Source organism: Flavobacterium magnum (genome assembly GCF_003055625.1).
Lineage (GTDB): Bacteria > Bacteroidota > Bacteroidia > Flavobacteriales > Flavobacteriaceae > Flavobacterium > Flavobacterium magnum.
Map to the genome: position 1 here is coordinate 563270 of NZ_CP028811.1, position 14571 is coordinate 577840.

Genomic DNA, 14571 nt, shown 5'->3' on the forward strand with positions numbered 1-14571 from the left:
TTGATAATTGACCACGGCAAATAACAAATCCGATTTTGGGATTTGCGGCGTATTTGGCCTAATTTTGCCGCATGGAAAACCCGATTACAGCCGGCCTCGCCGACGCGCTAAGCTATGCCGAATACCGCAGCCTCATTGCAAAATTGCTGTCCGAAAACCAATCTACCGGACACCGGCAGTCTGAAGATCTCACGCATTACAGCCGCATGAATGAAGCCCGTATGAACCGGCTTGAAAAGACCGTTACGGTGTCTGAAGAAAACGCCCGCAAACTCCGGTCAATCGGCTCAGGTTTCACCTGGCTGGTCCTCTCCGAAGGCTGGTGCGGTGACGCGGCGCAGATCCTGCCCATATTGGACAAACTTGCGCGGGAAAATGACCACATTACACTTCAAATCGTACTGCGCGACGACCATCCGGCGTTAATGGATTTGTTCCTGACGAACAATACACGGTCGATACCGAAATTAATCATATTGGATGAGGATCTCGGTGTCAGGGCAGTTTGGGGGCCGCGGCCCAAAGGCGCGGTGGAACTTGTAACGGATTATAAGCGGCGGGTCGGGGTATTTGACGACGAAGGAAAAACCGCGCTACAGCTTTGGTATACTAAAGACAAGGGCATCTCCATCCAGAACGAGATTGCGGCAATCATGGCCGCTTTATAGGAAGGTATAGCCGAGGCCCACATTAAATGTGGAGAGGTTCTCAAAATCCTCCGGCCTGAAATGATAATAAGAGATTTCGAAAAATACCGAAAGCGTACCGGACTGACGGCTTCCATTGGCATCAAGGATAGCAATATCCAAACCCAGGTTGCCGCGCAGGAAATTTCCCGAAAAATGGTTTTTGTTCAATACGAAAACTTTGCCGTAACCGAATGACACGGTGGGCCTGACCTCATCGTCCTGTGACAATTTGGGCGCAATTTTAAGATTTGCAAATACCGGTGCGGCGGTCAAATCCGGATCAAACTTCCACTCTATCCCGGAATGCAGCCCCACTGACGCCCAATCGCTGAGACGCCGGCCGAAACCGGCACGGACGTAAAATCCGGCTCCGCGAAAAAAAGGTTCGTCTTCATTTTCTTCGTACGCCTCGTTTTGCTTGATGGGCGCGGCGATTTCAAACCCAAAATAATTCTTGTTTTTACGTGGCTGCTCTTCCTGCTGCGCGTTTACAGAGAGGCAGGCCAGGAACAATAAAGTGCAGCCTAATAATTTATGGTAACAAAGTGTTTTCAAAATCAGCAACGTTTATGGCATTGTCAACATGATAATCCCCGATCTTAGTGCGCCTTAACTCCGTGAGGTGGGCACCGGACTGCAGTGCTTTCCCGAAATCGTAGGCGAGCGATCGGATGTAGGTTCCCTTGCTGCATACCACCCGGAAATCAACCTCAGGCAATGCGATACGGGTAATCTCAAATTCGTGGATTGTGGTTTTTCTGGCAGCGATTTCAACCGTTTCGCCGGCGCGCGCGTGTTCGTAAAGGCGTTTGCCGTCTTTCTTTATCGCAGAGAAAACCGGCGGTTTTTGGTCAATTTCACCAATGAACTGCATTACGGCCCGCTCAATCATTGTGTCATCGATATGGGAAATCGGGAAGGTCGCGTCGATTTCCGTTTCCAGGTCATAAGACGGCGTAGTAGCCCCAATATAGAATGTGCCTGTGTATTCCTTTTGCTGGCCCTGCAATTCCGGAATCCTTTTGGTGAATTTCCCAGTGCAGACAATCAGCAGGCCTGAAGCCAGTGGATCGAGCGTTCCGGCATGGCCAATTTTAATTTTCCGGATGCCAAGTTTACTCTTTAGCGCCCATTTCATCTTGTTGACCGCCTGAAACGACGACCATTGAAGGGGTTTGTCAACCAGCAGGATCTGGCCATTCTGGAAATCTTCAGCTGTCATTATGCAGAAGCCGGTGATTCAAAATAATAAATCGAAAGCAGGATAATCCCAAGTGCAATCCGGTAATACCCGAAAATCCTGAATCCGTTTTTGGTCAGGTAATTGATCAGGAATTTAATCGAAGCGTAAGAGACGATGAATGCCACGACGTTCCCGACAGCCAGCAATCCGAGGTTGTCGGTATTGAGTACCTCAGGCGAGTTCTTCCAGACGTCGTAAATGCTTTTCACTGTGGCCGCAAACATCGTGGGAACGGCAAGGAAAAATGAAAATTCAGCCGCAGTCTTCCGATCCAGCTTCTGTTCCATCCCGCCAATAATCGTCGCTGCGCTGCGACTCGTGCCCGGGAACACGACGGCCAAGGTTTGGTAAAATCCAATAGTAAGGGCTTTCTTGTTGGAAATCTGCGTCTCGTCAGTGATTTTCGGATTCGGGAACCACTTGTCGACAAAAAGCAGTACGATACCTCCGATGAGCAGCATTATGGCAATCACCACGGGCGTTTCCATCATCTTCTCGATGTGCTTCTTGAAGAGACCACCGATGAATAATGCCGGAATCACGGCAATCATCAGCTTGACATAAAAGCCCGGTCTTTTGAAATCGAAGAACTTGCGCCAGTAGATGGCCACTACGGAAAGGATTGCGGCCAATTGGATTACGATTTCAAATAATTTGGTAAAGTCGTCTTTCTCAATACCCATAAAGGACGAGAAAACGACCATATGCCCGGTAGAGGAAATCGGCAGGAATTCGGTTATGCCTTCGATGATTGCGAGCAGGATCGCCTGAATATAATCCATACGGGATGCGTGTTAGGTTGTTTTTGGGGAATATTTGCTATTCGTTTCCAACTGACTTAGGGGATTTCAGTATGGCATAGATTGTGATCCCGAAACCGATCAGCACCGTGGTCGGTGCGAGGCGGATCCTTCGGAAACTGAAAATATCTTCGCTGAAAACTTTCGGATCATCACTGCCGCCACCCGTCATCAGGATAAAACCCAATGCAATCACGCCCAGTCCGATCAGCAGGATTTTATAGTTGATCTTGTCGAAAAGGAAGTCGTCCTTGTGCTTGTGCTGTTCTGAATGTTTCATCTGTTCTTATGCTAAAGTGTTGCTGAAGTTGCTTAATAAAGGTCGTCGGTCCTGAGGTTCAAAAAGCGCTGGGTGGCAAAAAACGTACTGACCCACGTGATCAGGATGCCGGTCACGATGACGCCGAGCAACACCAGTCCCGTCATGGCCTGGTCTTCGACTATTTTAAGGTCAGGGTAATGCTCGTCAAGCGTAACCAGCGCAATGAGCAATGCGGCTACGGCCAACACCGATCCGATGATCCCTAGCAGTATGCTGCGCACGATGAACGGCCTGCGGATAAACGATTTGGTCGCACCGACCATCTGCATCGTTTTGATGATAAACCGGTTGGAGTATATTGACAACCGCATGGAGCTGTTGATCAGCAGTACCGCAATCAGTGCAAAAATAGCGCTGGCCACGAGGATCCACATACTGACGTCCTCGATGTTCTGGTAAACCAGGTCGACAAGTACGTCATCGTAAACAATATCCGAAATCATGTCATTTTTACGGAACCGGTCCTCTATTTTACGGATGCTGTCGTTGCGGATGTACGCGGCATTAAGGTGGATATCGAAACTGTTCTCAAGCGGATTCTCTCCGGCAAAAGCCATGAAGTCCTCGCCCATTTCCTTTGAATACCGTTTGGCCGCTTCTTCCTTGGTAACGAATTCACTGTTTTTCACAAAACGGGCTGTTTTCAACTCAGCCGCAAACGCCTTGTGAACACTGTCTGTTGCCTCATTCCTGAAGAAAATCGTCATGGGGATTTCTTCCTTGAAATGGTCGGAAAGCTTTTGGGAATTGATAACAAATAAACCTAAACCGCCCAACAGGAAAAGCACCAGAAAAATACTTAGTACGACAGAAAAATAAGACGTAATCAGCCGGCGCTTTTTGAACTTTTCGTAAGACGAACTCATAGTTGGAAAATTATGGCGTAAAAATATAAAGAAAATCCTTAACGGCAGTTTATAACGTGCAAAGTTTTGACTTTCGTACAATAAGCGTAAATTTGCCCGATTTTGGTTGACAGCTCACGGTTTACGGTTTATGGTTTGCGGCATTTCATTGTGCGCTGACGATGTTAAACACCCACCCGACTGTCAGCTGTAATCTGTAAACTGTAAACTCCTCATGAAGTACAATCCTACCGAAATCGAAAAGAACTGGCAAAAATACTGGGCAGACCACCAGACCTTTGCCGCGGAAAACAACTCAGGCAAACCAAAATATTATGTGCTCGACATGTTCCCGTACCCTTCCGGTGCCGGGCTTCACGTAGGGCATCCGCTGGGTTATATCGCTTCGGATATTTATGCGCGCTACAAACGCCATAAGGGCTTTAACGTACTGCATCCGCAGGGATACGACAGTTTTGGCCTTCCGGCAGAACAATATGCGATCCAGACCGGGCAGCATCCCGAGAAGACGACGAGGGAAAATATCGCGCGTTACCGCGAGCAACTGGACAAAATCGGGTTTTCATTCGACTGGAGCCGCGAAGTACGCACTTCATCACCTGAGTATTACAAGTGGACGCAGTGGATCTTCATCCAGCTCTACAACTCATGGTACAATAAGGACACCGATAAGGCGGACGACATCTCAACGCTGGTTGCCATTTTTGAACGAAGCGGCAATGCTACCGTGCATGCGGTCTGCGATGACGATGTGGACATTTTCTTCCCGTCTGAATGGAATGCGTTTTCCGATGAAAAAAAGCAACAGGTCCTGCTTCAGTACCGCCTGACCTACCTCGCCGAAACGGAAGTGAACTGGTGCCCGGCACTGGGTACGGTCCTGGCCAATGATGAAATCGTGAATGGCGTCTCAGAACGCGGCGGGCATCCCGTCATCCGCAAAAAGATGACGCAGTGGAGCATGCGCATTTCCGCATACGCCGAACGGCTGCTGCAAGGCCTGGAAACCATCGACTGGACTGAGGCGCTCAAGGAAAGCCAGCGGAACTGGATCGGGAAATCGGTCGGTGCATCGGTCACCTTCAGGTTGAAAAATTCTGAAAATGAAAGCGACAATATCGATTATATCCTTTCCGGCGACGAAACCAGTGATTATAAAATTGAGGTGTTCACCACCCGTCCTGATACGATTTTCGGCGTCACGTTTATGACGCTGGCCCCGGAACACGAACTCGTTTCAAAAATCACAACGCCCGGGCAGAAAGCGGCCGTCGAGGCGTATGTAGAGGCCACCGCGCGCCGCTCAGAACGCGAGCGCATGGCTGATGTGAAGACAATCTCGGGCGTATTTACGGGTGCCTACGCCGAACATCCATTTACAAAAGAGGCCATCCCGGTTTGGATAGGTGATTATGTCCTGGCCGGCTACGGGACCGGTGCAGTTATGGCCGTGCCGTGTGGTGACGAACGCGACTACGCGTTTGCGAAGCACTTCGGCATCGCAATAAAAAACATTTTTGATGGCATCGACATCTCTGAATCCGCGCATGCTTCAAAGGACAATGTTGTGATTGCCAATTCGGATTTCCTCGACGGACTCAATTATAAGGAAGCCACCAAAAAAGCCATCACGGCGCTCGAAGAAATCAGCCAGGGCAAAGGCAAGACGAACTACCGTTTACGCGACGCGGTATTTTCGCGTCAAAGGTACTGGGGCGAGCCATTCCCGGTATATTATGTAAATGGCATGCCGCAGATGATCGACAAACAACATTTGCCCATCCACCTTCCTGAAGTGGAGAAATATCTTCCTACAGAAGACGGGCAGCCGCCGCTGGGCAACTCAAAAGAATGGGCCTGGGACACTGTCAAAAATGAAGTCGTTTCGAATGACAAGATTGATCACTCAACCGTATTCCCACTTGAATTGAATACGATGCCGGGTTGGGCCGGAAGTTCATGGTACTGGCTTCGTTATATGGACGCGCACAATGAGGCTGAGTTTGTTTCGAAAGAAGACGAAGCGTACTGGCAGAATGTCGATCTATATATTGGCGGAAGCGAGCACGCGACCGGGCATTTGCTGTATGCCCGTTTCTGGAACAAGTTCCTGAAAGACCGCGGATTCATCAATCAGGATGAGCCGTTTAAGAAATTGATCAATCAGGGGATGATATTGGGGACAAGCGCTTTTGCGTACCGACTCGAGGGAACAAATACTTTTGTTTCCAAAAACAAGGTGGGCGACCAAAAAGTACAACCCATTCATGCCGACGTCAATATGGTAAATGCATCCGACGAGCTCGATATCGACGCATTCAAAAACTGGCGTGCTGATTTTGCGGATGCCGAATTCATCACTGAAGACAACGGCAAATTCATCGTAGCCCGCGAAGTCGAAAAAATGTCCAAATCCAAATACAACGTCGTCACCCCGGATCTGATCTGCGAGGAATACGGCGCCGATACGCTGCGGCTGTACGAGATGTTCCTCGGGCCGCTTGAGCAGTCCAAGCCTTGGAATACGGCCGGAATCACCGGTGTTTTCGGTTTCCTTAAAAAATTATGGAGACTTTATTTCGACGATAAGGGATTGATCGTCAATGCAAATCCCGCCTCGAAAGAAGCGTTGAAAACACTACACAAGACAATTAAGAAAGTCCAGGATGATATCGAGCATTTCTCATTCAACACCTCGGTCAGCCAGTTTATGATTTGCGTCAATGAACTCAGCGCCATGAATTGCCACGAGCGCGTGATTTTAGAGCCGTTGGCAATCATCATTTCTCCGTATGCGCCACATATCGCTGAGGAATTGTGGAAACACCTCGGGCACGACGGCAGCATCGCGACGGTACCCTTCCCGATCTTCAATCCCGAGCATCTGGTGGAAAGCAGCAAAGAATACCCGGTGTCTTTTAATGGGAAAACGCGTTTTACGATCGAGCTTCCGCTGGATTTATCCAAAGAACAGATCGAAGACATCGTGATGAACGACGAACGTACTGCAAAACAATTAGAAGGCCGTACGCCCAATAAGGTGATTGTTGTTCCGGGAAAAATCATCAATATTGTCGGATAGCCCTCATCAAACCGGATAGACTTATTTTATTAATTTTTTACCACATAGACACACCGTAAAGCGTATGTTTCTATGTGGTTTAAATTTTTAGTTCACTGCCAAATTGACGCAATTCTCCTCTGGCTTGCATTTTGCTTTTACCCGGGAAACTATTAAACTACATTACTATGGGACCCGGATATCTGATTCTCGCCATTCTGATTATGGGCGTAAGCTGGTTGGTCGGCAATACGCTGAAGCGAAAATTTGAACATTACTCCAAACTGCATTTGCAGAACAATATGTCAGGTCGGGAGATCGCTGAGAAAATGCTCGCCGATCACGGAATTTATGACGTAAAAGTCATCTCGACCGAGGGCCGCCTGACTGACCATTACAACCCCGCCGACAAAACGGTAAACCTCAGCGAGGCCGTTTACAACCAACGCAATGCGGCCGCTGCTGCCGTTGCCGCGCACGAATGCGGCCATGCGGTGCAACATGCTCAGGCGTATTCGATGCTGAAATTGCGCTCGACACTGGTTCCCGTGGTGAGCGTGGCTTCCGGCATGATCCAGTGGATCCTGATTGCGGGCATCCTGATGATCAAGACCTTTCCGGAGTTGCTGCTCGTGGGCATCTTTGCTTTCGCGCTGACCACTTTGTTTACCGTCATCACACTACCCGTGGAGTACGACGCGAGCCAACGGGCGCTGGCCTGGCTTGAAAACAGGCAGATGCTGACAAGGCAGGAACACGATGGCGCGAAAGATGCGCTCAAGTGGGCCGCACGTACCTACGTCGTCGCCGCTATCGGCTCGATTGCGACGTTGTTGTATTATATTTCAGTGTATTCGAACAACCGCAGGTAAGCAGGAGATGAAATCATTGAGGAGTCCGCAGCATTTGGTTGCGGACTTTTTTTTTACCCGACGCGCCTGTTTTTCCCGTGACGGTGCAGGTTACAACTGGATCTGTCGCTCAATCTGCTGGTCAAGCGAGATGAAAGTTTCTGTACGCGAGACGCCCTCGATGACCTGAATTTTGGTGTTGAGCAGGTTCATGAGGTGCTCATTGTCGCGGCAGATGATCTTGATCAGGATGGACCAGTTTCCGGTGGTGTAATGGCACTCCAGGACTTCAGGAATTTTACGCAACTCCTTCACGGCCTCAGGATTCCGGGCGGCTTTGTCAAGGTAAATCCCGACGAAAGCCATCGTGCTGTAACCCAGAACCTTGTTGCTTACGGTAAATTTCGATCCTGAAATGACACCTGATTGCTCGAGCTTGCGCAATCTTTGGTGGATTGCGGCGCCGGAAATGCCAATTTTGTTGGCGATCTGCAGTATGGGTTTACGGGCATCGGCCATCAGGTCGCGAAGGATTTCCTTGTCGATGCCATCAATTTCTATCTGAAGGGCATTTATTTTCATTCGGTTGCAAATTTAAACCGAATGTATGCATTTATTTGGAAATGTAAACCTGATCGGGAAATTGTGCAACGACCACACACGGGACCCCAGCCCGGATGGCAGCGGATATCCTTTTATTTTTTTCTTTAAAAAATAAAAGATAGCAGCGTACAGCCGGAATAGCTGCAAAAAAAACTAACTGAGCTTATCCGGATTGTATCCGAAATAAGTCACCTGTTTTTCATTAAAAATGACGCCATACTCCTCGAGCTCCTTCAATATGGGCTCATAGACTTCCCGGCGTATCGGGAGCTGGACGCCCGGCGTGGTGATGTTGCCGTTGAGGATCTGGAGCGTCGCCATGGCAACGGGGAGCCCAACGGTCTTGGCCATGGCAGTATAAGTCTGGTCGTCGCCGATGCAGACCATCTTTGAGTCGATTTGCTTTTGTTCGCCGTCGATCTCGTAACCGAATTTATGATACATCACGATCATGTCCTTGTCGTCCGGCTGCAGCGTCCATTTATCCGACAGGATTTTCTCAAGGATCTGCGCCGGCGTGGCATTCCTGAGGCCGACGATCTTATCCGGGTTGAAAATATCGAGTTCGAGCAATTTGTCCCACATGATGTCATCCTGTTCTATCCCGAGTTGCAGGCGCATCTTGATTTCCACCGAGTCCGTGGGGTGGTAGGGCAGGAAAAGGTTGGTGAATTCGCGGTAGCTTATGGTGTCTGAATTGTCGATCATATACGTATCGTCGGTCATGCCGAGCTGTACGAACATATTCCAGGCGCGGGAATACCCCACGCGGCGAATGGTTCCGCGGTAGAGGGTGAGGATATCGTCGAGTCCGTAGATGCTTCGGTATTTGAGCGAATCGCGGTTGGCATAGCCCTCAAATCGGCCATAGCCTTCGACTTCCAGGAACTCGGTCCGCCGGAAAAGTTTATGGTATGGGATGTATTTGTAAGTGCCTTCCTGAATGAACTTGGCCGCCCCACCCTGCCCTGCAAGGACAACATTTCGCGGTGCCCAGGTAAATTTGTAATTCCACAGGTTGTCGTCAGACTCCGGTGCTACGAGTCCGCCGCAGAACGATTCAAACAAAATCATCTTCCCACCTTTATCCCGGATCTCATCGATGACCTTCATCGCACTCATATGGTCGATGCCGGGATCGAGTCCGATTTCATTCATGAATACCAGCCCGTTTTCCTTTGCGGCTGCGTCGAGGCTTTGCATGGCATCGCTGATGTATGACGCCGTGACCATATGCTTCATGAATCCGATGCAGTCCTTTGCGACTTCAAAATGCAGGTGTGCGGGCAGCATCGAGATGACAATGTCTGCTTTGCCGATTTCGGCCCTGCGCTGCGCTTCATCAAAAATATCCAATGCGATTGCGGTGGCATTAGGGTGGTTATTGGTTTTCTTTTGCGCGAGTTCGACGGAAAGGTCACCGATGGTCAGGTGCAGGTTTTCCGAATCGGATTTGGCAAGCAGGTATTGTATCAGCGAAGATGCCGAGCGTCCGGCACCAATGATCAGGATATTTCTCATTTGTTGTGATTCTGGCGCAAATGTAGGTATTTGTTATATTTATAAAAAAGCAAGCCGGGTTGTTTTTTAGGATGGCGCGCATTACTTTTATCCAAATTTTAGACGATGGAAAAGAAAATCGTTGGCACCGGCGCGTTTTTAGGATTTTTGGGCATTGTGCTCGGGGCTTTCGGCGCGCACGCGCTGAAAAAAATGTTGACTCCCGAACTCCTGGCCGCATTCGAGACCGGAGTGCGTTACCAAATGTACAACGCCGTGTTCCTTTTGGTCCTGGGGAGACTTGACCTCATTACAGACCGCGCGAGAAATATAATCTTCAACCTGATTGTCTGGGGCGTAGTCCTGTTCTCAGGATCGCTTTACACATTGGCCTTGCTGTCGGCAGCTGACATCAGTCTCCGATTCGTCGGAATCCTCACACCTTTTGGCGGAACATTGCTGATTGTAGGCTGGTTTTGGTTATTCGTTGCCGTTTTTCGCAAAAAATCATAAATTTTGGCGTAACTACAACGTTGTAATTTTAATTTTTTACTTTTGCTCTTTAAAATTTACAACTCAACTTAAAATTTTATGGCAAATAACGCTTTGATCACGAAATCGATTTCGTTGGAAAATTTAAACATACACAACGCGAAAGTCCATTACCAGCTCACCCCGGACGAATTGCACGACATGACGATACAGGCCGGACAGGGTGTCGAAGCATCTACGGGAGCCCTTGCCATCAATACCGGCGAATTCACCGGACGGTCACCCCAGGACCGTTTTATCGTAAAAGATGACATTACCGAAAATGAAGTGTGGTGGGGTAAGGTAAACATCCCTTTCTCTCCTGAAAATTTTGATAAATTATACGACAAAGTCACTGCCTATCTTTCGAATAAGGAAGTGTTTGCAAGAGACAGTTACGTTTGTGCCGACGACAACTACAGGCTTAACGTCCGCGTCGTGACGGAAACTGCCTGGTCAAACCTGTTTTGCTACAACATGTTCCTGAGGCCGGACGCTTCGGAATTGGACCATTTCACAGCAGACTGGCACGTAATCTGCGCACCGGGATTCATGGCTGATCCGGCCGTTGACGGTACGAGGCAGCACAATTTCGCAATCCTCAACTTTACGAGGAAGATTGCGCTCGTGGGCGGCACAGGATATACCGGGGAAATGAAAAAAGGCATTTTCTCAGCGCTGAACTTCATCCTTCCGGTAGATAAAAACACGCTGCCTATGCATTGCAGCGCCAATGTGGGTGAAAACGGCGACACAGCGATTTTCTTCGGACTTTCAGGCACCGGGAAAACGACGCTTTCTGCCGATCCGGACCGCAAGCTGATTGGCGACGATGAGCATGGCTGGACCAGCGAAAATACCGTATTCAACTTTGAAGGCGGCTGCTATGCGAAAGTCATCAACCTTTCTGAAGAGAACGAGCCCGATATCTACCACGCCATCAAGCGTGGCGCCATCCTCGAAAACGTAATTTTTAAAGCCGGCACCAACGAGGTGGATTACGCTGATGTTTCGATCACACCGAACACGCGCGTGAGCTACCCGATTTACCATATTGACAACATACAGCCGGGATCGATCGGCAAAAACCCTAAAAATATTTTCTTCCTTACGGCAGATTCTTTCGGCATACTGCCCCCGATCTCAAAATTGACGCCGGGGCAGGCTGCATACCACTTTATTTCCGGTTACACTGCGAAAGTAGCGGGAACTGAAGCCGGAGTCAACGAACCACAGCCGAATTTCTCAGCTTGTTTCGGTGCCCCGTTTATGCCGCTGCACCCTACGCGTTACGCTGAGATGCTCAGCAAAAAAATGCAGGAAGCCGGCGTGACCGTGTGGCTGATTAACACCGGATGGACCGGCGGGCCTTATGGCATTGGACACAGGATGAAACTCAAATACACACGTGCGATGATTACTGCCGCACTCAGGGGGGAACTTGACAATGTCGAGTACAGGCAGCACAGTGTTTTCGGATTGGCGATGCCGCAATCGTGCCCGAACGTTCCCGATGAAATCCTTGATCCACGCAACACCTGGGCCGATCAAAACCAATACGACGCCAAAGCAGCAGAACTGGCCGGAAAATTCAGGGACAATTTTGCAAAATTTGAAGAGTTTGCCAACGCTGAGATTTTAGCGGGCGGGCCTTTGACATAAAAAATAAAGATGCGATTCACGAAAACCCGTTTCAATTGAGGCGGGTTTTTTTATTATCCAACGTTATTAACGAAGGAAGGAATGGCCGCTAACAGGTCGATGGCCGGTACCACAAAACTTACTGCCTGCCTACAAAAAAAGCTGCAAAATGCAGCTTTTCGTAAAAGTATTTTTCTCTTCCTATTTTTCCTTATTTGCTTTAGCGATATATTTTTCAAGTGCCATGGTCATCGATGGTGCTTCAGGCGAAGGCGCCATGATATCGACGCGAAGTCCGTGCTCCAGGGCTTCCTTTTGCGTCGTGCTTCCGAAGACTGCAATTCGCGTATTGTTTTGTTCGAAGTCAGGGAAGTTCATGAATAACGACTTGATTCCGGTCGGACTGAAAAAAGCCAATACATCGTAATACACATCGGCGAGGTCAGACAGGTCGCTCATGACGGTTTTGTAAAAAGTGGCCTGGGTCCAGTCGACTTTAAGATTGTTCAAAACCTGTGGTGCATCGGCATTGAGCTGGTCCGACGCGGGAAGCAGGAACTTTTCGTCCTTGTATTTTTTAATCAACGGGGACATGTCAACAAAGTCCTTTTGACCCACGTAAATCTTCCTTTTCCGATAGACGACATATTTTTGCAGGTAGAATGCAATTGCCTCGGATTGGCAGAAATATTTAAGCCCTTCAGGAATTTTGTACCGCATCTCTTCCGCCACGCGGAAAAAGTGGTCGATGGAATTCTTGCTCGTTAGTATGATTGCGGTGTAGTTGTTAAGGTCGATTTTCTGCAGCCTGACGTCTTTTGCACTAACCCCTTCAACATGGATAAAAGGTCTGAAATCAATTTTTACCTTGTGCTTCTGTTGCAGCTCGAAGTATGGGGAATTCTCTACTTTAGGCTCTGGCTGCGAGACCAAAATTGTTTTCACTTTCATAGTATAAACTTTCTTTAGGCTAACTTTTTGTAAACCAATAATACATAAAATAGTAGGGCGCTATTTCAAGTGCGCAAAGATACAAAATAAAATAAAACAACTTACCCATTATCAAATTTTGATACATCCTCAAAGAATTAAGGTATGTCAGCACGTTTATTATCAAAATAATAGCAATAATGGTATAAATTGCAGTTATGGACACAGAATCGGTATAAAAGAGAAAAATATTTACCGGGAGCAGCAGGATGCCCAGATAGGTGCGGTAGCTCACCTTCTGCAGGTTGAATTGCTCAGTAAACTCCTCAATATTAAACGATACCGCGATGATCTTTTCTACGAGGAACTTCGACAACACGAACACGGTCGTCAATGTAAAAAGCTGCACGTACACCGTCCAGTCGGTTTTTGAAACGTAGCCGAAATAACTCAGCACGAACTGCACAAAAAAAGCCACTGACAACACCTGCACGATAAACAGCGTGATGGTAAACCAGCTCATCAGGTTTGAACTGTCCTTGTAAATCTTAATGTATTTGTCAGAAAAAATGAGTTTTGAAAAATCAGAAAACCGTCCTTCAAAAACTGATTTTGCAACGGCGATCAGCACAAGACACACTACAAACAAAACCGTCGCCCAGTCTTTGTTTTCGATGATCCGCTCGTGAAATGAAATGGCCGCTGTCATGCGGTAAAATTAAACATTTTTGTTTGGATATATTATGGATTAATTAAGAATAGGCACGAATAAAAAGATTATTTTTGCCGTGAAATTCCACTACAGCATGACCGACAGCGTTGTAATCATCCCAACCTACAATGAAATTGAAAACATCGAAAGCATCATCAGGGCCGTCCTCTCGCAGCACAAGCCGTTTGATTTGCTGATTATCGATGACAATTCACCTGACCATACCGCTGCAAAGGTGACCGAATTGCAACAGGAATTTCCGGGCAGGGTTTTTCTGGAACAAAGACAAAAAAAGGCTGGGCTGGGAACCGCTTACGTTCACGGATTCAAGTGGGCAATCAATAAAGGGTATCAATATGTCTTTGAGATGGATGCTGATTTTTCGCACAACCCCAAAGACCTTGAAAAACTGTATCATTGCTGCCATTTTGAAAGTGCGGACGTGGCCATCGGGTCGCGCTACGTCACCGGCGTCAATGTAGTCAACTGGCCGCTGAGCCGCGTACTGTTGTCCTATTTTGCATCGGTTTACGTGCGCGCAATCACAGGGATGAAAATCCATGACGCGACCGCCGGATTCATGTGCTACCGAAGCGAGGTCCTGAGAAGCATCAACCTTGATGAGATCAAATTCATCGGGTATGCGTTTCAGATTGAGATGAAATACAGGGCTTACGCGAAAAAGTTCGTCATTTCTGAAGTGCCGATCATCTTCACTGACCGTACCAAGGGCGAGTCGAAAATGAGCAATTCCATTATCAAGGAAGCCGTTTTTGGGGTGATTTCGTTGCGGATCAGGAAATTTTTCAACCGGCTTTAAGC

General features: G+C 48.2%; 15 protein-coding genes. 6 read left to right on the forward strand and 9 right to left on the reverse strand.

All coding sequences use genetic code 11. The annotated features are described in order from the left end of the window. Positions 1 to 71: 71 nt before the first annotated feature. Positions 72 to 668 carry a thioredoxin family protein gene (locus tag HYN48_RS02215; protein WP_108369581.1) on the forward strand — a complete coding sequence of 199 codons (597 nt, stop codon included), beginning with the start codon at positions 72 to 74 and terminating at the stop codon, positions 666 to 668. On the opposite strand, the gene HYN48_RS02220 is transcribed toward HYN48_RS02215, so the two are convergent. Genes HYN48_RS02220 through HYN48_RS02240 form a run of 5 tightly spaced genes read right to left on the reverse strand, consistent with a single transcriptional unit; the run spans position 663 to position 3920 of the window. Beyond that, positions 663 to 1244: an outer membrane beta-barrel protein gene (locus tag HYN48_RS02220; protein WP_181248505.1), complete on the reverse strand. Its 582-nt coding sequence runs from the start codon at positions 1242 to 1244 to the stop codon at positions 663 to 665. The two genes, HYN48_RS02215 and HYN48_RS02220, sit on opposite strands and share 6 nt — an antisense overlap. Next, positions 1222 to 1911 carry a tRNA pseudouridine(55) synthase TruB gene (truB, locus tag HYN48_RS02225; protein WP_108369583.1) on the reverse strand — a complete coding sequence of 230 codons (690 nt, stop codon included), beginning with the start codon at positions 1909 to 1911 and terminating at the stop codon, positions 1222 to 1224. Before truB ends, HYN48_RS02220 begins: the two co-directional genes overlap by 23 nt. Beyond that, positions 1911 to 2714 carry an undecaprenyl-diphosphate phosphatase gene (locus tag HYN48_RS02230; protein ID WP_108369584.1) on the reverse strand — a complete coding sequence of 268 codons (804 nt, stop codon included), beginning with the start codon at positions 2712 to 2714 and terminating at the stop codon, positions 1911 to 1913. Before HYN48_RS02230 ends, truB begins: the two co-directional genes overlap by 1 nt. A gap of 37 nt (positions 2715 to 2751) precedes the next feature. Continuing rightward, on the reverse strand, positions 2752 to 3012 hold the full coding sequence (locus HYN48_RS02235; RefSeq protein WP_108369585.1) for a DUF3098 domain-containing protein: 261 nt from the start codon (positions 3010 to 3012) through the stop codon (positions 2752 to 2754). Between the two features lie 32 nt (positions 3013 to 3044). Continuing rightward, positions 3045 to 3920, reverse strand: coding sequence for a cell division protein FtsX (locus tag HYN48_RS02240; RefSeq protein ID WP_108369586.1), 876 nt, complete (start codon positions 3918 to 3920; stop codon positions 3045 to 3047). A gap of 214 nt (positions 3921 to 4134) precedes the next feature. On the opposite strand from HYN48_RS02240, the gene leuS reads away from it, so the two are divergent. Both leuS and HYN48_RS02250 read left to right on the forward strand, forming a co-directional pair. Beyond that, on the forward strand, positions 4135 to 7002 hold the full coding sequence (gene leuS, locus HYN48_RS02245) for a leucine--tRNA ligase (RefSeq protein ID WP_108369587.1): 2868 nt from the start codon (positions 4135 to 4137) through the stop codon (positions 7000 to 7002). Between the two features lie 167 nt (positions 7003 to 7169). Beyond that, on the forward strand, positions 7170 to 7853 hold the full coding sequence (locus HYN48_RS02250; protein ID WP_108369588.1) for a zinc metallopeptidase: 684 nt from the start codon (positions 7170 to 7172) through the stop codon (positions 7851 to 7853). 90 nt (positions 7854 to 7943) lie between these two features. Here the strand turns inward: HYN48_RS02250 and HYN48_RS02255 are convergent, their stop codons facing one another. After that, positions 7944 to 8414: an Lrp/AsnC ligand binding domain-containing protein gene (locus tag HYN48_RS02255; protein WP_108369589.1), complete on the reverse strand. Its 471-nt coding sequence runs from the start codon at positions 8412 to 8414 to the stop codon at positions 7944 to 7946. Between the two features lie 174 nt (positions 8415 to 8588). Then, positions 8589 to 9956: a saccharopine dehydrogenase family protein gene (locus HYN48_RS02260; protein WP_108369590.1), complete on the reverse strand. Its 1368-nt coding sequence runs from the start codon at positions 9954 to 9956 to the stop codon at positions 8589 to 8591. Between the two features lie 105 nt (positions 9957 to 10061). On the opposite strand from HYN48_RS02260, the gene HYN48_RS02265 reads away from it, so the two are divergent. Together HYN48_RS02265 and pckA are read left to right on the forward strand one after the other, a co-directional pair. Next, positions 10062 to 10448 carry a DUF423 domain-containing protein gene (locus HYN48_RS02265; protein ID WP_108369591.1) on the forward strand — a complete coding sequence of 129 codons (387 nt, stop codon included), beginning with the start codon at positions 10062 to 10064 and terminating at the stop codon, positions 10446 to 10448. A 78-nt stretch (positions 10449 to 10526) separates the two neighbouring features. After that, complete coding sequence (gene pckA, locus HYN48_RS02270) at positions 10527 to 12128, forward strand: phosphoenolpyruvate carboxykinase (ATP) (RefSeq protein WP_108369592.1); 1602 nt, start codon at positions 10527 to 10529, stop codon at positions 12126 to 12128. Positions 12129 to 12308: 180 nt separating this feature from the next. Here the strand turns inward: pckA and HYN48_RS02275 are convergent, their stop codons facing one another. Next, positions 12309 to 13058, reverse strand: a complete 750-nt coding sequence (locus HYN48_RS02275; RefSeq protein WP_108369593.1) for a uroporphyrinogen-III synthase — start codon at positions 13056 to 13058, stop codon at positions 12309 to 12311. A 19-nt stretch (positions 13059 to 13077) separates the two neighbouring features. Continuing rightward, the gene (locus HYN48_RS02280) at positions 13078 to 13746 is read right to left on the reverse strand and encodes a DUF4271 domain-containing protein (RefSeq protein WP_108369594.1); all 669 of its coding nucleotides are present in this window, start codon (positions 13744 to 13746) and stop codon (positions 13078 to 13080) included. 97 nt (positions 13747 to 13843) lie between these two features. Here HYN48_RS02280 and HYN48_RS02285 point away from each other — a divergent pair, with 97 nt between their 5' ends. Further along, on the forward strand, positions 13844 to 14569 hold the full coding sequence (locus HYN48_RS02285; protein WP_108369595.1) for a polyprenol monophosphomannose synthase: 726 nt from the start codon (positions 13844 to 13846) through the stop codon (positions 14567 to 14569). The last annotated feature ends 2 nt before the right edge of the window (positions 14570 to 14571 follow it).

Bases quoted from the DNA above. Each gene is read 5' to 3' on its own strand.
- HYN48_RS02215 (WP_108369581.1), top strand. From the start codon at position 72: ATGGAAAACCCGATTACAGCCGGCCTCGCCGACGCGCTAAGCTATGCC.
- truB (WP_108369583.1), bottom strand. From the start codon at position 1,911: ATGACAGCTGAAGATTTCCAGAATGGCCAGATCCTGCTGGTTGACAAA.
- HYN48_RS02230 (WP_108369584.1), bottom strand. From the start codon at position 2,714: ATGGATTATATTCAGGCGATCCTGCTCGCAATCATCGAAGGCATAACC.
- HYN48_RS02235 (WP_108369585.1), bottom strand. From the start codon at position 3,012: ATGAAACATTCAGAACAGCACAAGCACAAGGACGACTTCCTTTTCGAC.
- HYN48_RS02240 (WP_108369586.1), bottom strand. From the start codon at position 3,920: ATGAGTTCGTCTTACGAAAAGTTCAAAAAGCGCCGGCTGATTACGTCT.
- leuS (WP_108369587.1), top strand. From the start codon at position 4,135: ATGAAGTACAATCCTACCGAAATCGAAAAGAACTGGCAAAAATACTGG.
- HYN48_RS02250 (WP_108369588.1), top strand. From the start codon at position 7,170: ATGGGACCCGGATATCTGATTCTCGCCATTCTGATTATGGGCGTAAGC.
- HYN48_RS02255 (WP_108369589.1), bottom strand. From the start codon at position 8,414: ATGAAAATAAATGCCCTTCAGATAGAAATTGATGGCATCGACAAGGAA.
- HYN48_RS02260 (WP_108369590.1), bottom strand. From the start codon at position 9,956: ATGAGAAATATCCTGATCATTGGTGCCGGACGCTCGGCATCTTCGCTG.
- HYN48_RS02265 (WP_108369591.1), top strand. From the start codon at position 10,062: ATGGAAAAGAAAATCGTTGGCACCGGCGCGTTTTTAGGATTTTTGGGC.
- pckA (WP_108369592.1), top strand. From the start codon at position 10,527: ATGGCAAATAACGCTTTGATCACGAAATCGATTTCGTTGGAAAATTTA.
- HYN48_RS02275 (WP_108369593.1), bottom strand. From the start codon at position 13,058: ATGAAAGTGAAAACAATTTTGGTCTCGCAGCCAGAGCCTAAAGTAGAG.
- HYN48_RS02280 (WP_108369594.1), bottom strand. From the start codon at position 13,746: ATGACAGCGGCCATTTCATTTCACGAGCGGATCATCGAAAACAAAGAC.
- HYN48_RS02285 (WP_108369595.1), top strand. From the start codon at position 13,844: ATGACCGACAGCGTTGTAATCATCCCAACCTACAATGAAATTGAAAAC.